The sequence below is a fragment of the Xylanivirga thermophila genome, assembly GCF_004138105.1.
In the GTDB taxonomy this organism is placed as follows: domain Bacteria; phylum Bacillota; class Clostridia; order Caldicoprobacterales; family Xylanivirgaceae; genus Xylanivirga; species Xylanivirga thermophila.
On the sequence record NZ_RXHQ01000013.1, the window covers coordinates 23,823 to 49,252 of the forward strand.

At 33.5% G+C, this 25,430-nt stretch carries 17 protein-coding genes; 3 read left to right on the plus strand and 14 right to left on the minus strand.

Features of this window, described 5'->3' with window-relative positions:
• Positions 1-216: 216 nt before the first annotated feature.
• The 5 genes from EJN67_RS07500 to pdxR all read right to left on the minus strand — a co-directional run bounded on the left by EJN67_RS07500 (position 217) and on the right by pdxR (position 8,371).
• Positions 217-1,929 (minus strand): ABC transporter substrate-binding protein, encoded by a 1,713-nt coding sequence (locus EJN67_RS07500; RefSeq protein ID WP_129723730.1) that lies wholly within the window; start codon positions 1,927-1,929, stop codon positions 217-219.
• 51 nt (positions 1,930-1,980) lie between these two features.
• Positions 1,981-2,895, minus strand: coding sequence for a carbohydrate ABC transporter permease (locus tag EJN67_RS07505; RefSeq protein ID WP_129723731.1), 915 nt, complete (start codon positions 2,893-2,895; stop codon positions 1,981-1,983).
• Positions 2,889-3,842: an ABC transporter permease gene (locus EJN67_RS07510; RefSeq protein ID WP_243641256.1), complete on the minus strand. Its 954-nt coding sequence runs from the start codon at positions 3,840-3,842 to the stop codon at positions 2,889-2,891. The genes EJN67_RS07505 and EJN67_RS07510 overlap by 7 nt, the downstream gene beginning before the upstream one ends.
• 186 nt (positions 3,843-4,028) lie before the next feature.
• Entirely contained in the window at positions 4,029-6,332 is a 2,304-nt protein-coding gene (locus EJN67_RS07515) for an AraC family transcriptional regulator (protein ID WP_165000795.1), read from the minus strand.
• A gap of 635 nt (positions 6,333-6,967) precedes the next feature.
• Positions 6,968-8,371: a MocR-like pyridoxine biosynthesis transcription factor PdxR gene (gene pdxR / locus EJN67_RS07520; protein ID WP_129723733.1), complete on the minus strand. Its 1,404-nt coding sequence runs from the start codon at positions 8,369-8,371 to the stop codon at positions 6,968-6,970.
• Between the two features lie 198 nt (positions 8,372-8,569).
• On the opposite strand from pdxR, the gene pdxS reads away from it, so the two are divergent.
• Together pdxS and EJN67_RS07530 are read left to right on the plus strand one after the other, a co-directional pair.
• On the plus strand, positions 8,570-9,442 hold the full coding sequence (gene pdxS, locus EJN67_RS07525; protein WP_129723734.1) for a pyridoxal 5'-phosphate synthase lyase subunit PdxS: 873 nt from the start codon (positions 8,570-8,572) through the stop codon (positions 9,440-9,442).
• Between the two features lie 12 nt (positions 9,443-9,454).
• On the plus strand, positions 9,455-10,432 hold the full coding sequence (locus EJN67_RS07530; protein ID WP_129723735.1) for a lipoate--protein ligase: 978 nt from the start codon (positions 9,455-9,457) through the stop codon (positions 10,430-10,432).
• A gap of 70 nt (positions 10,433-10,502) precedes the next feature.
• On the opposite strand, the gene lpdA is transcribed toward EJN67_RS07530, so the two are convergent.
• The 6 genes from lpdA to EJN67_RS07560 all read right to left on the minus strand — a co-directional run bounded on the left by lpdA (position 10,503) and on the right by EJN67_RS07560 (position 17,976).
• Positions 10,503-11,864, minus strand: a complete 1,362-nt coding sequence (gene lpdA, locus EJN67_RS07535) for a dihydrolipoyl dehydrogenase (RefSeq protein WP_129723736.1) — start codon at positions 11,862-11,864, stop codon at positions 10,503-10,505.
• A gap of 39 nt (positions 11,865-11,903) precedes the next feature.
• Positions 11,904-13,163: a 6-phosphofructokinase gene (locus EJN67_RS07540; RefSeq protein WP_129723737.1), complete on the minus strand. Its 1,260-nt coding sequence runs from the start codon at positions 13,161-13,163 to the stop codon at positions 11,904-11,906.
• A gap of 86 nt (positions 13,164-13,249) precedes the next feature.
• Positions 13,250-14,773, minus strand: coding sequence for a hypothetical protein (locus tag EJN67_RS07545; protein WP_129723738.1), 1,524 nt, complete (start codon positions 14,771-14,773; stop codon positions 13,250-13,252).
• A gap of 12 nt (positions 14,774-14,785) precedes the next feature.
• Positions 14,786-16,186, minus strand: coding sequence for a HAMP domain-containing sensor histidine kinase (locus EJN67_RS07550; protein WP_129723739.1), 1,401 nt, complete (start codon positions 16,184-16,186; stop codon positions 14,786-14,788).
• Between the two features lie 19 nt (positions 16,187-16,205).
• Positions 16,206-16,898: a response regulator transcription factor gene (locus tag EJN67_RS07555; protein ID WP_129723775.1), complete on the minus strand. Its 693-nt coding sequence runs from the start codon at positions 16,896-16,898 to the stop codon at positions 16,206-16,208.
• Between the two features lie 67 nt (positions 16,899-16,965).
• Positions 16,966-17,976, minus strand: a complete 1,011-nt coding sequence (locus EJN67_RS07560; RefSeq protein WP_243641253.1) for a polysaccharide deacetylase family protein — start codon at positions 17,974-17,976, stop codon at positions 16,966-16,968.
• Between the two features lie 347 nt (positions 17,977-18,323).
• On the opposite strand from EJN67_RS07560, the gene EJN67_RS07565 reads away from it, so the two are divergent.
• Entirely contained in the window at positions 18,324-19,478 is a 1,155-nt protein-coding gene (locus EJN67_RS07565) for an LCP family protein (protein WP_129723740.1), read from the plus strand.
• 69 nt (positions 19,479-19,547) lie between these two features.
• Here EJN67_RS07565 and EJN67_RS07570 read toward each other — a convergent pair whose 3' ends face one another.
• Genes EJN67_RS07570 through glgB form a run of 3 tightly spaced genes read right to left on the minus strand, consistent with a single transcriptional unit; the run spans position 19,548 to position 25,410 of the window.
• Positions 19,548-21,977 (minus strand): glycogen/starch/alpha-glucan phosphorylase, encoded by a 2,430-nt coding sequence (locus EJN67_RS07570; protein WP_243641254.1) that lies wholly within the window; start codon positions 21,975-21,977, stop codon positions 19,548-19,550.
• A gap of 44 nt (positions 21,978-22,021) precedes the next feature.
• Positions 22,022-23,452, minus strand: coding sequence for a glycogen synthase GlgA (glgA, locus tag EJN67_RS07575; RefSeq protein WP_129723742.1), 1,431 nt, complete (start codon positions 23,450-23,452; stop codon positions 22,022-22,024).
• Positions 23,453-23,457: 5 nt separating this feature from the next.
• The gene (gene glgB, locus EJN67_RS07580; protein ID WP_129723777.1) at positions 23,458-25,410 is read right to left on the minus strand and encodes a 1,4-alpha-glucan branching protein GlgB; all 1,953 of its coding nucleotides are present in this window, start codon (positions 25,408-25,410) and stop codon (positions 23,458-23,460) included.
• Positions 25,411-25,430 lie beyond the last annotated feature (20 nt).

Below are 25,430 nucleotides of genomic sequence, written 5' to 3' on the forward strand. Positions count from 1 at the left end.
CCGTGAAAATTGGCATAATTCCAATGCTAACTTTAAAAGAACCGTTGAACTATTAAAAGAGTAGAAAAGGACTTTGTTTCAAGGCCGTTCATCATCATAGAATCCACAGGGCACTATCACAAAATCCTTTTCCATCAAAAACACTATCCAAACCAATTCTATCAAAGATACTGGAATAAGAAAGGTAAAAAAAGAAATACATTGATTAGAATATAATTATTTTTTATATTTAGCATCATAAGCTTCCTGGGACAAGTCAATATATCTTTTAAGATTCATATTCTCCAATTCTTTTAGATATGAATCCCAATCCTTATCGATATCTGCATCACCTGTAACAAATCTAGCAAGCATTTCATTTACATAGTCATTTATTGTTTTCTTAAAATCGGCAATTTCATTTGCCTGCTCTTCAGTAAAAGCAAGAGGTGGTACGATTGAATTTATATTAGGCTTATGTGGATCATATTTTTCATTCGTTTCTTTATATAGTATTGTTTCTAGTGGTTCATCAGGATTTGCTACCTCTCCTAATCTTAACTCATTTGTACGAAGACTAGGACCTGATTGCATCCAACATACATTCTGAACACCTTCTGTCCAAGGTTTAAGAGTTTTATATATAGCTTTCTTGCCATTTATTCCAATTTCCTCATCCCCTGCCCAACCCCATTCTTCGTCTAATCTTCCAAAGACTGAACGAAGAGTAGTTTCTCGATCATACATTCCATCTGCCCACCTAACTGCTACTTCGGGTATCTCGCATTTTTTAGTTACTATAAATGAAGTAACGCCTACACCAAATGGATTATAATAGCATGAGCTATAGCCATTTGGACCTTTTAATGGAGGTATTGCCTCATACTCTAACCATCTCCCACTTTCTCCATAAAATTGAGTAAACACTCCCGTATGTCCACCAGGCGCTGTTCCAAGCACAACTGTATCCGGGTTTTCACCCATCTGCTTTAATTGATCGGCATCCTGGGTGAAACTTTCAGGTGCCATTAACCCTTCTTTATACAGCTTATGCATGTATTTTAGTCCTTCTTTCCATCCAGGCTTATTAAATGTTACATCTAAATTACCATCTTTTATGATCATTCTATTTCTTCCATCATTATATACAAATGGGCACATCAAAAATCCATCTATTTCAGAAAACCATCCATTATTTGCACCTGCCAAAGGCACTTCATCTTTTTTGCCATTCCCATTTGGGTCCTTGTCGTGAAATACCTTTAGTACTTCATAAAAATCATCTGTAGTAGTAGGCATATCTAAATTCAATTTTTCTAGCCATGGCTTGTAAATCCACATTTTTTGAGCCATGCTACAATGATAACATTGATTTACATATGGCATGGAATATATTTTCCCATCGGGAAATGTAAGCAAATTCTTTACATATTCCATATCATTAAATAATTTTTTTACCTCTACACCATATTTCTCAATATAATCATTTAACGGGATAAATATACCTTGTTTTCCATAATTCATAACCTGTGTAGTATCTATGGGGCAATCCATAAATACATCCGGGTAATCCTGCCCTGCTAATACAAGATTTAATTTCTCATCTGCACCATTTGCAGGAAGAATGCTCCAATCAATATGCACTTTGGTTTTTTCTTCATACCATTTTGTAAATTCATTTGTAGCAAAATCTTCTACACTTACGTTATCAGTTACCATTATATTTAGAGTAGTTGATTCCTCAACTATAGGGAAAGTACCTGGTTTTGTAACTTTTACCTTTTCCCCACCAATTTCATTTTTCTTTGATTCGTTAGCATTTCCTCCTTGACTATCAGCTGATTTTGAACTGTCTTTATTTGCCTGGCTATCTTCTTTATTGCCACATCCTGTTATAACCAGACTTAATATCAATACAATAGCCAACGCAAAACAAATAAGCCTTTTCATAAAAAAACCTCCTTCTTTTTTTATCCTATGCATAACATAGGAACATTTTATCTAGCCTTTTATAGAGCCTATCATAATACCTTGCACGAAATACCTTTGTACAAAAGGATATATAATAAGCATGGGCATACTGGCAACGACTATAAGAGAATACTTCAAACGTACTTTTAAAGCCTCTCGGTTCATGGCATCTCTTATGTCATACATTGATAATTTAGATTCATCTATTTCATTTTGTATTAATATATTTCTGAGTATAATCTGTAGTGGAAAACGCTTTGGCGATTGCAGATATATAAGAGCAGAAAAATATGAGTTCCAATGCCATACTGCATAAAAAAGTGCATTTACTGCTATAATAGCCCCCGATAATGGAATTACTATACTCATTAAGAATCTAAAATCACTACATCCATCTAATTGAGAAGCCTCTAGTAATTCATCTGGTATAGTTGATTGAAAAAAAGTTCTTGTTATTATTACATTCCATACACTCAACGCCTCCGGTATAAGCAGTGCCCAACGAGTATCCAACATACCCAAATCTCTAATAAGTAAATAAGTAGGAATTAATCCACCGCTAAATAGCATAGTAAAAACAAATAAAAAAGTAAAGATATTTTTCCCATAGAAATCTTTTCGAGATAATGGATATGCTGCCATAATGGTCATAATAACGTTTATCAATGTTCCCACTATCATATAGAAAAAAGAATTATAAAATCCAGTCATTATAGATTTATGTTTGAAAACTACCTTATAACTCTCTAAATTTGGCTCTATAGGTAATAACCATACCTTACCTGAGACCACTGCATGAGATGAACTAAAAGAAGAGCTTAACACATAAATAAGAGGATATATTACTATTATAAATGATATGAAGAGTACCAGAATATTTATAAATGTAAAGATTCTATCACTGGCAGTCTGCTTTATAACGTTTTTATCATTTTGCCTTACCATAAACTATTCTCACCAACTTTCTTTGCGATCTCATTTACTATTACTATTAGAAAAAGCCCAACTATCGACTTAAATAATCCAATTGCTGTTGGATATGCAAAATTTACTGTATTTGATGCTAGCCCAACTTTATATACATATGTGTCAATTACCTCTGAAGTCCTTAGATTAAGAGAATTCTGCATAAGAAGTATCTTCTCAAATCCAACATTTAATATTTGACCACAGTTTAATATGAGAATAGTAACTGCAGTAGGAAGTATACCACGAAGATCTATATACCACATTCTTTGCCATTTAGATGCACCATCTATTATAGCAGCTTCATGTAATACTTGGTCTATATTAGTTAATGATGCAATGTAAATTATTGCACTGTATCCGGTCCCTTGCCATATGCCAGACCATACATATATAGTTTTAAAAAGTTCAGGTTTACCCATAAAATCAACCCTAGATTTACCAAGAAGCACACGAATGTTATTTATTATACCTGTTCTCGGTGCTAAAAATTGAAGTATCATACTTACCATTACAACTGATGATATAAAATATGGTGCATAAGTGACCATTTGAACAGTTTTTTTGAATTTTTCATTATTTGCATAATGAAGACAAAGGGCTAATATGATTGGAAAAGGGAAACTAGCCGATAGGCTATACAGACTTATTCCAAGTGTGTTTTTTATAAGACGTTTAAATTCATACGACCTAAAAAATCTCTTAAAATGCTTAAAGCCTACCCATTGGCTATCCTCAATATCCTTAGCTATATTATAATCACGAAAAGCTATTTGCGCTCCATACATAGGATAATATTTAAATATAATGATGTATATAAGCGGTAATAAAAACATTATATAAAGCTGCCAATTTTTCCTAAATCGTTTAACATCTAATCCTCCTTTTCTAGATCTTCTATTAATTGATTGAACTGTTTTAGCCACCAAAAAAACTCCCTCCTTGCATTTATTATATCTATAAAGGTAAAACAATTTTGATGTTATTGTGTAATAAAATAGTTCTGCTTAGTTTCAGTATAAAACCAATAAAGATATTTTGTAAATAAACATTCCTTTTTAATCTTGACATTAGTTAAGATATTAAAAAAGGTTAATATTTATTAAGAAATATCAACCTTTTGGTTTCATAAATCTATATTCTCTAGGAGTTATACCATGCATTCTCTTAAAAGCACTACTTGAATTGTATCCAACTTTTTTGGCCACATCACTTACAGAAATATTTTCATTTTTCAACAGCGCTCTTGCATGGTTCATTCTTATATTTTCAACATACACCGAAAAATTATATGAAGTTTGCTCCTTAAAAAATTGTGAAAGATATACTTCCGATAGATTAAAATTATCTGCAACCATAATAAGACTCAAATCATTATTATAATAGTTAACTTTAATAAAATTAATTATAGAGTTTATTAATTGAGTATTATAGCTCTTTTTAGATTCATTTACTATTTCACAAATAGAAATATATTCATCTATTAAATATTGATAAAATGTCTCAAATGTTTCTACACATTCTATATCATTTAACATATTAATAATATCATTCGAAATCATTTTATAATTTATACTAAGATCCTTTTTTATATTAAGTAATGTTACATACATCTCCATAGCAAGCAATTTCAACATATCATTGGGTATCCATCTCTTTATCCTGTTTTGTTTGTAAATATCTAGCAGAGTCTTTTCCACCTCCTCTTGATTTCCTGATTTTGTGGAATTTATTAACTTATTACTTATTTCTTTTGGATAATAATAGCTGTCATCACCAGGAATATCCTTGCTATATACTATATAATTACATCTTTTTTCTACAGCAAAATATATACCCTGCATGGCCTCAGAAAAGGATCGATAAATATCCAACTTATTATTATATATATTACCTATTGATACTTTAGTTTCTATTTTATAGGTATCAGCCAGCATGGATACTCCTTTTTCAATAGAGTTGGAAACCATGTCTTTTATCACAGCCTCATCATCAATATTAGATGAAAATATAGACGCAATCATATTTTCTTTTATATTATATATATAACAACCATCTTGTAGTATTTTCCCAAAAACTTCATTAACAATTATCATCTTAAAATTTAATTCTTTTAGTATCTCTCTATCTTTTATCTCACTTATACCATATCCGCAAATTAATATAACCGCAACACAATAATACCCGTTGCCAATCTGTATACCTATATGTTCCATTAATGTATCTATCTCTGGTTCCCATCCAAAACCTCCTCTTAACAGTCTTTCAAAAAAAGTATTAGTTATAAAATCATTTTGTATCCCTATAGCATCTTCTAACTTATCCTTATCATTTATTAAAGTAGACACAGCGTCTGATATGTAGTTAAACGCATCTTGGTTCATATATTGATCGTTTTTCGATTTGCTATTTATTGTATTAACTATACTTACTACCGGTTTACTTGTCATATAAGCCATAACTGATGCACAAACCAGTCCTATTATAATAGCTATTATCATATGAATAAGGCTAACTTTTTCTATATACATTAACTGTGCCATTACTGTATTATATGGTTGTACAAGTACATAACGCCAAGCGTTAAATGATGACTTTTCATATGTTATTATCATCTTTTCTCCATTTATATCCTTCTCAAATGATCCATATTCATTAGCAAAGTCTATATCTTCTATTATATCTATGTGACCATCATTTGATGATACATAACTTAGTACCCGACCTTCATTATCAGTTATATAAGCCCATCCCCCATTATCTATATCCAAATTTTTTAGCACACTTTGCATTTGCTCATTTTTTATAAGAACTGCTATAACAGCATCAGGATCTGTAGGATAACCCAAAGACTGCAAATAAGTAACTACATTGTATTTTTTATTATTTATATTAACGATATTCTGAGGCAGAAAATATTGATAACTGTATTGATCAAAAAGTGTATCATACCATTTATAGTATGGCATATCATTAAAACAAAAGTAATTTTTATAGAAGCTATCTATTTTATAGATGTGAGTTGGCGATAAAACTATATTACTATTTTTAAAGAATATATAATAATCAAATATAAAATTATTTATCATGGTATAATCATATAATTCCTTCTTCGTAACTAAAAGCTTATATGTATTTGAACCCTCAAAAGGATTATTCACATACATAAACTTTCTAATCTTGGGATTACATTGCAATCTTTTTACTATTTGATTTACATATTTTATTTGTTCATCAATATTATCTATTACCTTATTAAGACCTGAAATATTCTTTTCTATACAATTATTCTTTATCAAAGTAGACGTATTAAGATATGTTTTAGTAAAAAAAATCACAGGAATAATAAGTATCAGAAGATAATATTTTATAAATTTAGTAAACACCTTATAAAAACGAAGTTTACTCCTATTCATACATTCCATCAACTCACTTTTATATTATTAAAATAAGTATAATATAGTATAATAAATTATGTTAACAATATATGTCAATTATATATCACATATTTAATCTTTTATCAGGGATTTTGATATAATTCTTTATGACAATTGCGTGCATTATACCTCATGATATCATAATTATACATATATGTATCATCGCTCATCCATTTTAATATAATTATTCTACTCTAATACTTTACGATGTTTGTGGATACAACAACAAAGCCCAATTAATATCGATTTAAAAATATCTATGTATTTAGCTCAGTCTTATAAAATATGCACAAACCAATACCCTTTAATCCTTATAGGATTTATTTACTCTATATGTATCGACCAATAATTTTTTATTACTAGCAAAATCAATATATTCAATATTTCCAGACAAATCCTTTTCTTTTTTCATAATAGATATTATTTTATTTTTATATTTTTTTAGAAATTTTAACATCGTATTTGCCATAAAAGTCGCCTGTTTTTATAAATATTATACCATACTCATCTAAGTTATTGAATAATTAAATTTACAATAATATGATATCAGATAACCTGAACTTTTTTATCTTTTATTAGCGATTCTAAGGATATTTCCTAGTGGTGCTACCATCTCATTCAAACCATGCTTTATGAAGTAATTTTACAGCCTTTACAATCTCCTCCTCCGATATTTCAGCATATCCAAGCATAATAGTAGGTATTACTCCGATATTTTCCTTATCAAAATAGTAGCCTGATATTCCATAAACCCTCACTCCCTGCCGTAATGCAGAATGAATTAATTGTTCTTCTGACATGTTATTCGGTATTCTAATTAAAAGGTGCAACCCAGCATCAGCACCAAGTATTTGAATACCACAGTTTAATTCTGTTATAGCTTTTACTAGTACTTCTCGCTTCTTCTTATAAATATTTCTCATCTTATTTAGATGTCTTTCAAAATATCCATCCTGGATAAAACGGTAAAGAACCTTTTGCTCAAAGATTGGGACAGGGCATAAAATATAGGAAAGATTTTTGTTATATCGCCTCATCAAATGCGGGGGCAAGACCATATAACTTATCCTAATTGTGGGTGAAAGGGATTTTGAAAATGATCCCATATATATAACTTTCTCATTGTTATCCAAACTCTGCAATGAAGGAATAGGCCTTGTACTATATTTAAACTCACTATCATAATCATCTTCTATAAGATATCTCCCGCCCTCTTTGTTCGCCCAGTTTAATATTTGAAGACGCCGATTGATAGGCATAATCTCCCCAGATGGAAACTGATGAGAAGGGGTAATGCATAAAATATTGGCATTGCTCTTATATACCTCTTCCGGTATCATACCGTTACGGTCAATATTGATTGATTTAAAATTTGCACGATTACTAATGAATAATTGATTCAATTTTTCATATCCTGGATTTTCAATTCCGAATATAGTATCTTCATCAAATAGCTGTATTAGAGTTTGATAAAGTACTTCTGTACCGGAACTGATTATTATCTGATTTTCATTACAATTAACTCCTCTAGACTGATGAAGATACTGAGCTATAACCGTCCTTAGCCGATAATATCCTAATGAATCCCCAAGCTGCAATAACTCAGGATCGCACTCATTTATAGTCTCTTTCATCAATTTACGCCAAACAGCATAGGGAAATGTAGTCTTGTCTACACCGTGGTAGGAAAAATCAAATTTGGCCTCCATTTTGCTCCTTTTATTATAATCTTCGCTGGTGTCTGGCTGCATGTATATATTTTGCAGATGATCTATTTTATTGACATAATAACCCTTACGTTCCTTAGAAATTATATAACCTTCCTCTATTAATTGGTTATAGGCTGACTGTACTGTATTTTGACTTATTCTTAAATAAGATGAGAGTTTGCGTTTTGAAGGAAGCTTCGTACTAAATGGCATACTCCCCGATTGTATATCCGCCTTAATAAAGGAATAAAGCTGATGATAAAGCGGTACTTTACTTTCATAATCCAACGAATAGGTTAAAACATCCATATATAGGCCCTCCTTCTAAACTGGTACCATTAAATCTAGTGTTTCTGGTACTTGTAACCATATCAGATTTGTACCATAATAGAATAAACATTTGAAAATGTCAAGTTGACAGATTGATTAAAATGTACATATAAGTACATGAATTAAATAAGAGATGGACATTTTAATTTATATTATAGTTTAAAGGAGTGGAGTAATTTGAATAATCAATATAAACCGGATAAGGATTTAGCTCAAAAGTTAAAAGGCGGAGTTATAATGGATGTTACAACTCCTGAGCAGGCAAAGATTGCGGAAGAGGCGGGAGCATGTGCCGTTATGGCCTTAGAAAGGGTTCCGGCCGATATCCGAAGGGCTGGTGGAGTATCACGGATGAGCGATCCTAAAATTATTAAGGAGATCCAACGGGCAGTATCAATACCTGTAATGGCAAAGGTTCGTATTGGCCATTTTGTAGAAGCACAGATTCTTCAAGCTATAGGAATAGATTTTATAGATGAAAGTGAAGTACTATCACCGGCAGACGATACGTTCCATATTGATAAAACAAAATTTGATGTTCCTTTTGTATGTGGAGCAAGAAATTTAGGAGAAGCCCTAAGAAGAATCAATGAAGGGGCTTCAATGATTCGCACAAAGGGAGAAGCAGGTACCGGAGATATTATACAGGCAGTGCGTCATCTGAGACTGATTATGCAGCAAATTAGGAAACTTCAAAGTATGAGAGAAGATGAACTCTTTGAGGCAGCTAAGGAACTACAGGTTCCGTATGAATTAGCAAACTATGTACATGCTAATGGTAAATTACCGGTAGTAAATTTTGCCGCTGGTGGAGTAGCAACTCCAGCCGATGCTGCCCTAGTAATGCAGCTGGGAGCTGAAGGGGTATTCGTTGGCTCCGGCATTTTTAAATCAGGTAACCCCCAAAAACGTGCTAAAGCAATTGTAGAAACCGTCAAGAATTATAATAATCCAAAGCTGATTGCTGAATTATCTGAAGACCTCGGAGAAGCCATGGTAGGAATTAATGAACAAGAAATTGAAATTTTAATGGCTGAACGAGGTATATAAAGGAGAATTTAGATGTTAGTAATAGACAACAAAAGTACAAACCCCTATTTTAATTTAGCTTTTGAAGAATATATACTTAAAAAAGTAAACACCGATGCCTTTATGCTATGGATTAATGAACCTGCCATAATAGTTGGCAAAAACCAAAATACCCTTGCCCAAATCAATCTTGAATACGTAAAAGAGCATAATATACCTGTAGTACGCAGACTTTCAGGGGGAGGTGCGGTATTTCATGATCTGGGTAATTTAAATTTTACATTTATATCGGATAATAGCAAAGATAGTTTTGTAAACTTCGGTAAATTTACCAAACCCATAATAGAGGTATTAAAAAATCTCTCCATAGATGCACAATTATCTGGACGCAATGATTTAACAATCGATGGCAGAAAATTCTCTGGAAATGCCCAGTATATATATAAGGACAAGATACTACATCATGGTACACTCCTATTTAAAACAAATGTATCTAAATTATCAAGTGCCCTTAAGGTAGAACCTTCAAAATTTAAAGATAAGGGAGTAAAATCAGTATCCAGCAGAGTGACCAATATATCTGAACATATTAAAGATCCTATGGATATACAGGAATTTAAAGATATGATACTGGAGCATATCTTGGCTAATTATGATGCCACTCCATATAATCTATCCCATGAAGATATTAGCAATATAGAAGGACTTGTGAATGAAAAATATGGCACATGGGAATGGAACTTCGGACACTCTCCAAAGTATAATTTTAGGAAGCACGGCAGATTTAAAGGTGGTAGCATAGAAATACATCTAAATGTAGAAAAGGGTATAATACAGGATATAAAAATTTATGGAGATTTTTTTGGAAAAAAAGATATAAAAGAACTGGAAGCTGCTTTGGCGGGAGTAAAACATAGCTTTATAGATATAAAAAGCGTACTCGTTTCTTTTAATATACAAGATTTTTTTGCTAATATAACGCTAGATGAAATACTAAATTTGTTTTTCTAGAGTAAATTATATAAAGATATGCCGCAAAATAGCTTTTATCAAAAGCTTTTCTGCTGCATATCTTTTATATCTATAACTGGAATATTGCCTCACGAATAATTTCTGATACGGTAGGATGGGGAAATACTGTTTTTTTGATATCATCTATATTCATGCCATTTTGTATCATGATACCTGCCCCATATATGATCTCAGACGTATAACTCCCTATCATATGAACACCTATAAGTTTTTTAGTGCTTTTGTCTACTAATACCTTACATATCCCATCCCCACGTTCGTTCTCGGCCATATATCTTCCGCTATACTGCATAGGGATGTTAACCATATCATAATCTATACCTGCACTCTTTGCTCCCGCCTCGGTATATCCTACTCCCGCCACCTCCGGACTAGTATATATAACCGATGGTATGACACTATAATCTAACCTGTCTTCTATCCCAAGCATATCGTTTACCGATACCTCTGCCTCCCTATAGGCTGCATGGGCCAGCATATATTTACCATTTACATCCCCTGCCGCATATACACCTAAAACATTTGTCCTGCCCCTATCATCCGTTTTTATGGCCCCCCGTTCTAGTTCTATGCCTATATTTTTAAGTCCAAGGCCTTCAGTAACAGGCCTACGCCCTACGCTTATCAATACCTCATCAGCAGTCATTTCGGAAGTTTTACCATCTTGGTCATATAATAGTGTATTACCCTTAAGTTCTAAAAGCTTAGATCCTAATTTAAAATCTATACCCTTCTTCTTATAATTTCTAAACAATATATTGCTTATATCCCTGTCTATTTCTCCACCTATATGATCAAGCATCTCAATTACTGTAACCTTGCTGCCTGCAGAATTAAAATACGAAGCCATCTCAATTCCGACAACGCCGCCGCCTATTATTACAAGTGATTTTGGAATAGCCTTGAGATTGAGTATTTCCCTATTTGTCAATACAAATCCCGACTTTAACCCCTCTTCTATGCCAGGTATTGGGGGAATGGCGGGAGATGAGCCTGTCGCAATGAGCAGTTTTTTCCCTTTATACTCTGTATCTCCAACACTTATTATATAGCCATCCTCTGATTTCTCCATTATCATGCCTATGCCATCTATAATATCAACATTGCTCTTTTTTAGGGCAGCCTTTACCCCTGCTGTAAGCATTTTTACGACTTTATTCTTCCTTGATATTACGGCACCATGATCTAATATAGCATCTTTTGTAGTAACCCCATACTTTTCACTAAATTTTGCATAATCGTAGATCTTTGCAGAATTTAAAAGGGTCTTGGACGGTATACAGCCTTCATTTAAACATACACCCCCAAGAAACTGTTTTTCTATAAGGGCCACACTTAACCCTCCATCTCCTGCCCGCTCGGCAGCAATATAACCTGCAGGTCCTCCACCAAGGACTATTAGATCATACATATAACTATGCTCCTTCCATTTCGTAACTAGTTTTATAAATTACCTAACTACGCCATCCCATTTGGGTAACTTTTTATCAATAAATGTCTTCTCTATAACGGTATATTGGGGCAATCCTTTTTTAGTAGGAATAGGCACTTCACCATCAATAAGGGGCTGCATATACTCAATGGCATCATTAGTTACAAAATTTCCTTCTGGTATCACCCACTTAGTAGGAAACAATTGTTCTGCATTGGCTACATCTCCCAAAGGTACCATTATTGGCTGCCATTGATATGGTTTATTGCTTATCCTTTTTATGCCTGCCATATATCCGGAATATTCATTTATCGCATAATCTGTTGCCATATACCCCATCCAGTATGCCTCATCTAAATCGGTTTTGGATACACAATGCATGGCGCATCTCTGTAATATACTAGGATTTATTACTTTTACACGTCTCGTTATATTATCTTCCACTATCCGCTGTAATATTAATGAAACGCCACCTAGCTGCTTATGGCCGAACTTATCTATATTATCTTCCTGTGCACCTATTAATTGACCCTTTTCATCCTTTATGCCTTCAGATACTACTGCAAATACTATATGCTGCTTTCTATGTAGCCTGTCCACATCAGACAAAAATCTTTCCATATCAAACGGCACCTCAGGCAAATATATAAGGTCTGGCACGGGCTTTCCTTCGTATACCGACAATGCAGTACTAGCAGCAAGCCAACCTGCATGCCTACCCATCACTTCCATTATTACCACTGTATCAGCCGTATAGGTGTTACAGTCAAAAGCCGACTCAATTGCAGCTATATTTAAATACTTAGCTGCGCTTCCATACCCCGGCGAATGATCAGTACCTTTTAAATCATTGTCTACCGTCTTTGGAATACCCATTATCTTTATATCTATACCCATTTTTTTAGCATAATAATCTAATTTTGATGCAGTATCCATAGAATCGTTCCCGCCATTATACAAAAAATAGCCTATATTATGGGCTTCTAGTACTTCAAAAATACGTTTGTAGTCTCCATGCCCAATATCAGTATTTAATCTATAACGGCATGAGCCTAATGCAGAAGAGGGAGTATAGACCATACCATCTATTATCTTCCTATTTTGATTGGTAAGATCTATAATCTCTTCCTTCAAAACCCCTAGTATGCCATTTGCTGCTCCGTATATCCTGTCTATTTTATTACTTTCCAAAGATCTGTAAAAAGCCCCTACCACACTTGAATTTATAACAGCTGTAGGGCCTCCTGATTGTGCAATCAATATATTCTTTTTAGTCATCTTTACCCCCGCAATTCATTGAATAAAAATATTAACATCAAGCATTGTATCAAAGGATATTTTATGTGTCAATCATAGCTCAAATATCAATTTTTTATTACCCTGGGGCTTAAATAACTCAAACTCTGTTCCCATTTATTGATATATTGACCTGTAGCCCATTGAGCCATTACCACCGATTCTCCATCCCCTATTGGAATTTTTTTTAACGGTTTATTATCTATTATATTATCTTTTATAGTATATACATATATATTATTTTGGCCTATGGCTATAAGAAGTTCTTTGTTTGGAGAAGTATAGGCATCAACAGCTTCAGGCAATACAGATTTTATATAATTCCACCCCACATGCAATTCATCATAGTTTATCAACTTATCCGGAGGTATGGTATTTATATTAAACTCTAAATAATCATTTAGATCCTTAGGTACTTTATAATTCAGTCTTCCCCTTAATATCCAATGGCCATTTCTTCGAACAACTGTGAAATTGCGTTCGTCTGCCATCGGTTCTAACCTAGATATTATCTCTTTAGACTGGGATAGGCGCAACGATTCTGCTGAATTCATAAGCGCCTTTTTTCCCGGTTCTCCTGCAATATCCGATATCCTTATACCTTTATTAGTTCGTATATTATCTATAGGTATTACCTTAAGCTGCATAGCAGAATGATCTTTTTCATCTTTAAATTCTTCAATATATTCAATAGCCATGTAATCATTACCTACAAATCTTATATGCTGTTTAATATTACCTGTTTGACTGTCTTGTTCCGGCATATTAATCTGAGACTCAATTATAAGATTGCTTATCTGCTTGCTGCCTCCATCTACCGGATATGCAAACAGCTCATCTTGAAAAGACTCATCATTTTTTTTAGTTTCTACACCTATTCGCCAAAACCCCGTTTTTCTAGGCACAAAAAGATTTGATACTTCCAATACCGGCTTCAATATCCTATTTCGCGATGATATCCAAATTGTACGATATTGCTCCTTAGCCTCATCGTATAATCCTAAAAGCACTCCTGATCGTAATAGATCTGGCTCCTTTTCAAGAGCATCATTATCTATATACTCTTTTTCTTTATTATTCTCAAAAGTACGCATAAATTCTTCCGTATCATCTGAAACTTTATCCATATAATAGAATATACCATTAATGTATACAATTGTTTTGTTTTGATCTATTCTTATAAAATCATAAAAAGGCTTATCATCACTGCTAACGGATATCACATCAATATACTCTGCATCCACACCAAGTTGTTCCGCTTTTAGCCTATAATGATACAAAAAATATTCTTTGGTATCTACTCGCTTTATCTTGTATTTGGGATTATTACATTTTTCATTTGCAAGCATAACTATATGCTTATCAAATATGACTTTTTTATCAAGCATCTGCCGGTTACATGATGTATCTGCAATATTCTCCGCCTCTACACATTGATTTATAGACCATACTCCTTTTAATGGTGTAATATTATTTTCAGGAGCTACTATCTTCTCTCCTTTTAAATTTGGGTCAACATTGCACCCCTGCATAAATAATATAGAAATTATTATCACAGTACAAAACAGTAAATGCAAATATCTCTTTTTCATATAAAAAGCACCTCAAGATTTCTGATCTTTTACAGGGAGTTTGATAAATACCGTTGTGCCCTTTTCTAATTCACTCTGTATCTTCAAACTGCCTTTGTGAAGATTTATTATCTCATTACATATTGATAGCCCTATACCGTTTTTTGATTTGCTGTTCTTACCCTTAAAAAATTTTTCTTTCACCCTTGGTAGATCATCTGGACTTATGCCGCACCCATTATCACTAATGGATATATCGATATATCCATTGTCATATTCTGCTTTAAATATCACCTGTCCACCTTGCTGAGTAAACTTAAATGCATTATCCAATACGTTTATAAATACCTGTTTTATTCTATCCTCATCAATTTCTACAAGCGGCAGGTTGTCTGGATACTCTACTATAAAATCTATATTGTTTCTTGCAGCCAATGGAGTCATATGATTTTTTATATATTCTATTACAATTGTTATTTCTGAAATCTTCTTTTTTAAAGTCATTTTACGTGAAGCAAGTCTGGAAAAATCCAACAATTCCTCAACCATACTAGTCAATCTGTCACTTTCATTTTCTATTATTTTAAGTCCTTCTCCCAAAAGTTTTTCATCTATGGGTTGCTGACCTGAATTTAAAGTCATGGCCCATCCCTTTATAGATGTAAGGGGTGTTCTAAGCTCATGGGACACAGAGGATAAAAATTCATTTTTTAGATTATCCTTTTTTACAATTTCATCAGCCATATAGTTTAGTGTATCCGACAATTGCCCTACTTCATCATCAAATACCTTTTGACTCCTAACTTCAAAATCTCCCGATGCCATTTTGTGAGCCGCATAGGTAACTTCTTTTAATGGTTCTGCTATACTGTTTGCCAAAAACATACTGACAATTATAGATATTATAGCTACTATAATACCTATGATTACAAACGCCATGACAGCAATTTGTATCTCCTTATGCACCTCCCGCAATGATGTTACAAACCTTATGGCACCTACAATTCTTCTCTCCGATATCAGCGGATAGGATACTGCCATTACCTTTACACTGTCATATGGCACGTTTCCAATCCATACTCCTTTTGAGCCAGATAGGGCCTTTTTTATATCACTTGTTTCCATACGGCCTTCCGGCATAAATCCTATTGAATCCATAATCATCTGCCCAGATGTATCTATTATTTGCACCTCAGCACTAGTTTGCTTCCAAAAAACATCTACATTGTCCAATATATTATCAGAAAGGGGTGTGTTGGAAAAATACCTTGTATAAAAATCAGAAGATAGCCTTATCTGATTCGATAAAACCTCTTCTGCGTTTGCATAATAATATTGCTTAACTAAATAGATAAGCAATAATTCCAATATTATAACACTTATAAGTATGATACATACAAAATTTGCTATTAACCTTTTCTTTATACTCTTCATATAGACCATCCCATATGCACTACATTTTTTTCCATCTGTAACCAGTCCCCCAAATAGTTTCTATATAAACCGGCCTTGACGGAGAATCTTCAATCTTGGTCCGTAGCCTTCGTATATTGACATCTATAATCTTTGAATCCCCTATAAAATTATAGCCCCATACTAGATCCAAAAGCTCATCCCTAGTAAAAGCCCTCCCCGGATTTTCCATGAAAAGCTTAAGCAATAAATACTCTTTAGGCGTTATATCAAGCTCATTACCATCCTTATAAGCACGCTGTGAATAGGGATCCAGTTTGAATGAGCCACTATATATAATAGCATTTCTAACCTTATCAGTCTTTGTTTCCATCCTTCTCAAAAGAGCTTCAACCCTAAGCACCAGTTCCATTGGATTAAAGGGCTTTACCACATAGTCGTCTGCACCAAATTCTAAACCCATTATTCTATCCATTTCTAAATTTCTGGCAGTAAGCATAATTATACCTATATGTGGAAAGCCTTGTCTTAATATTTCACATACCTTAAATCCATCTATTCCTGGTAACATAATATCCAATATAACTACATCAGGTTTTTCCTGCTTGACCACTTCTATGCCATCTTCACCACTAGCAGCTTCTAAAACAATATATTTATTACGCTCAAAATTAATCTTTACAAAACCCCTTATGGCATCTTCATCTTCTATTATAAGTATCTTTTTTTCCATCATGATATACACTCCTATGAACGCACTTGTATTGCCTACAAATCAGCCAATTATAGTATACCATATATCAATCATTTAAAGTCTTAAATTCGTATCCCTGTCCCTTTAAATATTCTATTATGGCTGGTAAGGCCTGAACAGTGGTTTTCTTTGCACCTGCATCATGCATAAGAATTATAACACGATTTTTATTGTTTGTAGTTTTCTTTACCTTTGATATAAGCGTTTCAACAGGTATATTACGACCTTCAGCGTCTCCATTTAAAGCATTCCAGTCAGCATAATTATACCCTAACTCGTCCAACTTATCCTTATAAGGCTTTAACTTTTCTCCAAACGAGCCACCGGGAAATCTAAAAAGTTTACATTCATATTCTGAACCAAGTATTGACTTTAATACATCTTCAGTCTTATGCATATCCTGAAGTAGTGCATCAGGATTTTGATATATACTTTTGTAGTCGTGGGAATAGGTATGATTACCTATTGCATGCCCTTCTGCTACCTCCCTTTTTATAATATCAGGCTTTTGCTCTGCCAAATTTCCTATTACAAAGAAAGTTGCCTTAACATCCTGTTGCTTTAATATATCCAATATCTGAGGCGTATTCTTACTAGGACCATCATCAAATGTCAAATAGGCTACCTTACCATCTCCCTCTGTCCATTTTTTAACACCCCTTAAGTTTTCTTGTCTTAAATCTATTGGAGCTTCCTCGACTTTTGTATCCTTATCCTGACTATTATTTTCAGGCTGCTCGGCCTTTTCCCCACTATTTTTTGAATTATCTCCTTCTTTTTTATCATCGGAAATTTTATTATCCGGTTTTACTTCATCTTTAGATTCAGGTTTGTTTTGTGAATCTTTATCACTCGAATCATCCTTTTTATCGCTAGTAACCACTAGCTTATTATCTTCTGCCGACGCCAACGTATCCTTATCATTTTTACGCATTATACCCTGATGGTTATTCGCCATATGCAACATTACGGCTGCTGCAAAGATCAATATTATAGAAATAGATGTTATTAGAATTTTAGAACGTCTTTTACTACGTACCTGCTCAATCCTCAACATGAAAAATTTACCCCCTTAAAAATAAAACCATTATATATAAATATCACTTCATCTATTATATCTTTTAATCCCCCATTATGAGAAGTGACAAAATAATGAAATTTGCTCTTTTATATAACTTACATCTATAATAATATTATCTGTAATGATTATAACAGTTTTTTTGTATAATTAAATAACAAAATTATAAAGATTGGTTACATTCAAGTTACAGAAAAAAATATCGAGTTTTATCGGTTTTTATATAATTGCGTAACTTTAATGTAAAGTTTATGTAACCATTGCATCAGAAGTAGTATAATATAATTAAAGGGAGATAAAAAACTTGTCGAGGGGAGATAGGACGCATGGCAAAACGTAGAAGCAAAAGAGGACAACATAAAATATTAAATATAATATTAATAACACTGGTACTGGTTTTGTGTATTTGGGGGGTAAACGTAGGCTTAACTATGGAGAAAGAAAAACGCCAAAAAGAAGCTGAAGCAATAAACACTATAGATGAAGAAGCAAAAAAAGAATCTGAACCTATAGAAGAAGAACAAAAAAAGGAAGAGGAGAAAGAAAAAGGGGAAGTTGTAGAAGAAAAAGAACCAGAATATCCCCAGGTAGAAGGGATAAGAAATATACTTCTTATAGGAACTGATGCTAGAACACTTGATGAAAAATCCCGTTCCGACAGTATAATGATATTATCCGTAGACAGTGTCCACAAAAAATTAAAGCTAACTTCAATAATGCGTGACAGCTATGTAGACATACCAGAACATGGAGAACAAAAAATAAATCATGCATTTTTTTATGGTGGACCAGAACTTTTGATGAAAACTGTAGAGAACAATTTTAAAATAGATATAGATCACTACGCAATTATAAATTTCTTTGGTTTTAAAGATTTAGTAGATTCATTGGGTGGAATAGATGTGGAAGTAAAAGAAAATGAAATAAGCCCAATAAATGATGTAATCTATGGAACTATAAAACAAATGCCAGAGTTTAAGAAAGATTTTAAACTGTTAGAACAGCCTGGTATGCAGCATCTAAATGGCTTACAGGCACTTGCATATTCTAGAGTAAGACATGTAGGAAATGGGGATATTGATAGATCAAAAAGACAGAGGGAAGTAATATCCATAGTAATTGGTAGGTTAAAAGATACACCTGTTATAAAATATCCAATGGTAATAACAAAGTTTCTACCATATATGAAGACAGATATGAATGCAGGAGATATAGCAAGCTATGCCTATACCGTATATAAGATTGGCAATTTTAATCCAGAACAAATTCAAATACCTACAGCAGAACTTAGTGTAGGTAAAACAATAAATAAGAAAAAGGGTTGGGTATGGCTAATGGATAAAGAACAAAATTCTAAAATACTTCAGGATTTTATATATGAAGATAAGGAATATGATAAAAATGAAATAGATAAAAAATCTTTTGAAAAAGTTATACAAGCCTATATAGCAAAAGAAGCAGAAACTGCCAGGAAAGAATAAACATATATAAAGAATAAACATATCCATCTTATGAATATGTTTATTCTTTATGGATAAAACCATAGAATATCAGTCCCCCATTTTTGATAGATGCCATATATCACTATTATAATTTTTTATGCTCTCGTCACTAGAAAATCTTCCTGCTCCCGCCACATTCAATATTGCCTTTTTCCACCATATATCAGGCATCTTATATTGATCATCAACTATACTATGAACATGCCTATAGCTATCAAAATCTTTGAGAATCATATACCTATCTGTTATTCCGCCTTCTTCATACAGCAGATAATTATATAGGCTCCTAAACATCATACTATTTTCAGGGGATAAAAATCCATTCACAAGTTGATTTACAACTTTTTTTACATTAGCATCATTATCATAGATCGCCTTTGAATTATATCCCCCGTACTTGTGGTAATTTTCTACCTGATCAGCAGTTAGTCCAAAGATAAATATATTTTGATCACCAACTGCTTCCTTTATCTCGACATTGGCTCCATCGAGCGTTCCTAATGTCAATGCTCCATTTAACATTAGTTTCATATTACCGGTTCCTGAAGCTTCCATACCTGCTGTTGATATCTGTTCACTTATCTCTGCTGCTGGTATAATCTTCTCTGCCAGCGTCACATTATAATTTTCCAAAAATACTACCTTTAACTTATTATTTAATCTTATATCGCCATTGATCCTATTGGCAATGGAATTTATAAGCTTTATTATGAGTTTTGCCCTATAATATCCTGGAGCAGCCTTACCGGCAAAAATAAAAGTCCTGGGATGAATATCCCTACTAGGATTTTCTAATAACAAATCATACATATATAATATATTTAACACATTTAGAAATTGTCTTTTATATTCATGTATTCTTTTTATCTGAACATCAAATATAGATTCAGGATCCACATGTATACCAGTCTTATCAGATATATATTTAGCCAATTTTTGTTTATTATATCTCTTGACATCTGAAAAGCTATCCCTAAATGCACTATCTTCTGAAAATTTGTGTAACCCCTCCAGTTCATGAGAGTCATACTTCCATCTGGTGCCTATCGCATCGGTTATTAAATCTGATAGTCCAGGATTTGCATGCATTAGCCATCTCCTGTATGTTATACCATTTGTAACGCTATGGAACTTATGGGGAAATATAGCGTAAAAATCACTGAATACTTCTTTTTTTAGTATATCCGTATGGAGTTTTGATACACCGTTTATGGAATAACATCCTTCAAGGCATAAATTTGCCATTCTAATTTGGTCATATGCGATAATAGTCATCTTATCTATTTTTTCCCAATCATTTGTACCTTCCCTGTTTAATCTGTGCAGTTGCCTATCATTTATTTCTTTTATTATCATGTATATCCTAGGCAGCACTTCCTTGAACAAATCTATAGGCCATTTTTCTAAGGCTTCACCCATTATTGTATGATTAGTATATGCACATGTTTTAGTCGTTATATTCCATGCCTCATCCCATCCCATACCCTCTTCATCCATAAGGATGCGCATAAGTTCAGGTATGGCCAAAGCAGGATGGGTATCGTTTATGTGTATAACAACATTATCTGACAGTGCCCAAAGTGGAAATTTACCTTTGCTCTTCTTTATAATGTTTTGAATAGTAGCCGATACAAAGAAATACTGCTGTTTTAACCTCAATCTTTTTCCATCTGGATTATTATCCTCCGGATACAGTACCTTTGAAATAGATTCAGCTAGTACCTTTTCTTCGCTTGCTTTAAGATAGTTCCCCCTGTTAAACCAGTCCATATTGATATCATTATATGATTTTGCACTCCATAGCCTCAATGTATTTACTATATCCGAATCATAACCTACTACGGGTATATCATATGGAATTGCATATATTGAATAATAATTTCTATAATCTATCTTAAGTCTTCCATCTTCCCATGTTTCAATGATATTTCCACCAAATTTTACTTCAACTATCTCGTCTTTACATTCTACCTCCCAAACATTTCTATCGGAAAGCCAGTTATCGGCATGTTCTATCTGATATCCGTTTATTATCTTTTGATTAAACAGTCCATATTCATATCTTATACCACATCCATACGCAGGGAGATTCAATGTAGTAAGAGATTCCATAAACGCTGCTGCCAAGCGTCCTAAACCACCATTCCCAATACCAGGTTCATTTTCATACTCTTCCAATTGAGAAAACGGTATACCTAGCTCATTACATACCTGTTTATATATTTCAATATCATCAATATTTATGATATTGTTACCCCAAAATTTGCCTGTAAGAAATTCTATAGAAAGATAGTATAGGGTTTTATATTCTCCAGATTCCATTATTTTTTTAGTATTTGCCCATTTTTTCATTATTTCATTTCTTACCGTTAATGCAAATGCCATATATAGTTCCTCTGTTGTTGCCTGCCCAATATCTTTTGCAAATGTATATAGCAATTCATATTTTATGGATTCCTTTATGCTATCCTTGTCCATGTTTGTCACTTCCATTCTTTTTTAAGTCTTATAGTCCAACTCTGCTATACCAGCAATGAATACAATTCTATATATTTCTTTGCAGATCTACTCCAGCTGTAATCCCTATTCATAGCCTTTATTACCAATTTATCCCATGCTTTCTTGTCATAATAAAAATTTAGAGCCCTTCGTATGGTATATAACATATCGTGTGCATTGTAATTGGTAAAACTAAATCCATTTCCTTCTCGAGTAAATTCATTATATGGTATTACAGTATCCCTTAATCCTCCCGTCTCTCTAACAATTGGAATTGTGCCATATCTCATACTGAATAATTGCGAAAGACCGCAGGGTTCAAACATGGATGGCATTAAAAACATATCTGCACCTGCATATATCCTATGAGCCATAGTATTGTCATAGTATATATTTGCTGATACCTTATCTTTATGTCTGTTTGCTGCATCCCTAAAGAGATTTTCATACTGCCATTCACCATTCCCCAATACTACAAGCTGTAAGTCTAATGATAGTATCTCTTCTAACACACAAGCTATAAGATCTATTCCCTTTTGCGATACCAATCTTGATATCACAGCTATTATTGGTGTATCAGGTTTTACAGGTAAGTTTAGTGTTTTTTGTAGCTGCTTTTTATTTATCATCTTACCCTTTAAATTTTTATAATCGTAGTTTTCAAATATCAAGTGATCTATAGATGGATTATATGCTTCGGAATCAATACCATTTAAAATACCAAACAGTTGTGCATGCCTTGCCCTTAAAAGTCCATCTAATCTCATACCAAAATACGGTGTTTGTATCTCCGTTGCATAGCTAGGGCTAACGGTACTTATTAAATTAGCGTAGGTAAGACCAGCCTTCATGAAATTTACATCACCATAAAATTCAAGTTTATCTGGAGAAAAATATTCAAACCCTAGATCCAAAAGATCGGTCAGCACGTTTTTGGAAAATATGCCTTGATACCTAAGATTGTGTATAGTAAATACAGTACGTATATCCCAATAGGGATTTAGATGCCTATAATGGGCCTCTAGCAATACGGGTATTATTCCCGTTTGCCAATCATGACAATGAATAATATCCGGTATAAACCCCAAATAGGGGATAACTTCCAAAACAGAGCGACAGAAAAATGTATATCTCTCCGGCTCATCGTCTTCGTATCCATACATCATATCCCTGCCAAAATAATATTCATTATCAATGAAATATATAGGTACCCCCTGGTATATAGTTTCCTCCAAACCGCAATATTGATGTCTCCAACCTAGCTTAACAAAAATATGCTTTTTATATGATATATTACTCCTTAGCTCCTGTGGTATTGATCTGTATTTTGGTATTATTACCCTAGCATCTATTCCCTGTTCCCTTAAGGCTTTAGGTAGTGAACCTATCACCTCCCCCAAGCCCCCTGTCTTGGCAAACGGTGCTGCCTCTGATGCTACAAATAATATATTCACCTTAACTACTCGCCTCCTTTTGCATCTGTAATTTTATGTTCTTCCCTATCTAAAAAGATAGATGCCATTCTTAAAAAAATAGTCGCCAATGGGGGAATACATATATTTATTGAATAAGGCATATTATGCCAATTTTTCTTTTCATATTGTATAAACTCCAAGTTCTTTATTCCCGTGCCTCCAAAGCATTCATTATCACTATTAAATACCTCTATATATTTACCATCATATGGTACGCCTATTCTATAATTCTCGTAGGTCACGGGGGTAAAATTGCATACCACTATAACAAAATCCTTTCTATTACGTGAATATCGAATAAAAGATAAGATGCTTTGATTATAGTTGTTGGCATCTATCCACTCAAATCCTTCCCAATCATAATCTACCTCCCAAAAAGCCCTGTTTTCTAGATAAAAATGGTTCAGCTCCTTTACATAATTCTTCAATCTGTAATGCATATCATAATCTAAAAGATGCCAATCAAGACTTTTTTTATAATTCCATTCTATAAATTGGCCAAATTCCCCTCCCATGAAGATAAGTTTTTTACCAGGATGCGCCATCATATATCCATAAAAAGCCCTTAAATTAGCAAATTTAGATACATAATCCCCAGGCATCTTTTCAATAAGAGAGCCTTTACCATGTACTACCTCATCGTGTGATATGGGTAAAATAAAGTTTTCTGAAAAGGCATATGTCATGGAAAAAGTAAGTAAATTATGATGCCATTTTCGATGTATGGGATCCATCGACATATACTTCAATATATCATTCATCCATCCCATGTTCCATTTATAGTTATATCCTAATCCTCCCACATATGTCGGCCTAGTAACCAAAGGCCAGGCAGTCGATTCTTCAGCAATCATGAGCGTATTTGGAAAATCTCTAAATACTATCTCATTCATCTTGCGCATAAAATATATAGCTTCAAGATTTTCCTTACCCCCGTATTTATTGGGCAACCATTCACCTCTACGCTTTCCATAGTCAAGATAGAGCATAGACGCAACTGCATCTACCCTTAGACCATCTATATGATAAACATCCAGCCAAAATATGGCATTAGATATGAGGAAGCTGAGTACTTCCTTGCGTGCATAGTCAAATACCAACGTACCCCAATGGGGATGTTCCCCTTTCCTAGAATCTGTATATTCATATAATGGATTACCATTGAATCGAGCCAATCCATGGGCATCCCTTGGAAAATGCGCTGGCACCCAATCTATTATGACTCCAATACCAGCATTATGACACTGGTCTATAAGATACATAAGATCATGTGGCGCTCCATATCTACTGGTAGCTGCATAATAGCCCGTAACTTGGTAGCCCCAAGAGCCATCAAAAGGATATTCAGATATACCCATTATTTGTATATGTGTATATCCCATTTCCTGAACATATGGTATTAGTTCATCTGCAAGTTCCCTATATCCCATGATATTATCTCCGGTTTTTCTCCTCCATGAGCCTAAATGTACCTCATATATGAGCATAGGTTTATTATATAACGGTGTAGTTCTCTTTTGAATCTGCCATACATCATCATGCCATCTATAATCATATATGTCATATACTATGGATGCAGTGCCCGGCCTCAATTCGCTATAAAAGGCATATGGATCAGCTTTTAAAAAAACTCTCCCATCAAAAGTTTCTATTTCATATTTATAGAGTACATATTCTCCTAAGTCAGGTATAAAAGTAGACCACACCCCTGAATCGCCTAAACTTTGCATGATATTTGCCTGTCCGTCCCAATTATTAAAATCCCCTACTACACTTAACCTTTTTACATTAGGACACCATACAGTAAACTGTACACCTTTTATATCTTCTTCCTTTTTTATATGTGCTCCGAACATCCTGTAGGCATAATAGTTAGTCCCTTCATTAAATAGATATAGCTGATAATCACTTACAAACCCTCTATTTAAAGCCTCCATATTCAAATATCCATATCCTC

Excerpts from the sequence above, each read along its gene's own strand:
- EJN67_RS07500 (WP_129723730.1), bottom strand. The coding sequence starts at position 1,929 with ATGAAAAGGCTTATTTGTTTTGCGTTGGCTATTGTATTGATATTAAGT.
- EJN67_RS07505 (WP_129723731.1), bottom strand. The coding sequence starts at position 2,895 with ATGGTAAGGCAAAATGATAAAAACGTTATAAAGCAGACTGCCAGTGAT.
- EJN67_RS07515 (WP_165000795.1), bottom strand. The coding sequence starts at position 6,332 with ATGAATAGGAGTAAACTTCGTTTTTATAAGGTGTTTACTAAATTTATA.
- pdxR (WP_129723733.1), bottom strand. The coding sequence starts at position 8,371 with ATGGATGTTTTAACCTATTCGTTGGATTATGAAAGTAAAGTACCGCTT.
- EJN67_RS07530 (WP_129723735.1), top strand. The coding sequence starts at position 9,455 with ATGTTAGTAATAGACAACAAAAGTACAAACCCCTATTTTAATTTAGCT.
- lpdA (WP_129723736.1), bottom strand. The coding sequence starts at position 11,864 with ATGTATGATCTAATAGTCCTTGGTGGAGGACCTGCAGGTTATATTGCT.
- EJN67_RS07540 (WP_129723737.1), bottom strand. The coding sequence starts at position 13,163 with ATGACTAAAAAGAATATATTGATTGCACAATCAGGAGGCCCTACAGCT.
- EJN67_RS07545 (WP_129723738.1), bottom strand. The coding sequence starts at position 14,773 with ATGAAAAAGAGATATTTGCATTTACTGTTTTGTACTGTGATAATAATT.
- EJN67_RS07550 (WP_129723739.1), bottom strand. The coding sequence starts at position 16,186 with ATGAAGAGTATAAAGAAAAGGTTAATAGCAAATTTTGTATGTATCATA.
- EJN67_RS07555 (WP_129723775.1), bottom strand. The coding sequence starts at position 16,898 with ATGGAAAAAAAGATACTTATAATAGAAGATGAAGATGCCATAAGGGGT.
- EJN67_RS07560 (WP_243641253.1), bottom strand. The coding sequence starts at position 17,976 with ATGTTGAGGATTGAGCAGGTACGTAGTAAAAGACGTTCTAAAATTCTA.
- EJN67_RS07565 (WP_129723740.1), top strand. The coding sequence starts at position 18,324 with ATGGCAAAACGTAGAAGCAAAAGAGGACAACATAAAATATTAAATATA.
- EJN67_RS07570 (WP_243641254.1), bottom strand. The coding sequence starts at position 21,977 with ATGGACAAGGATAGCATAAAGGAATCCATAAAATATGAATTGCTATAT.
- glgB (WP_129723777.1), bottom strand. The coding sequence starts at position 25,410 with ATGGAGGCTTTAAATAGAGGGTTTGTAAGTGATTATCAGCTATATCTA.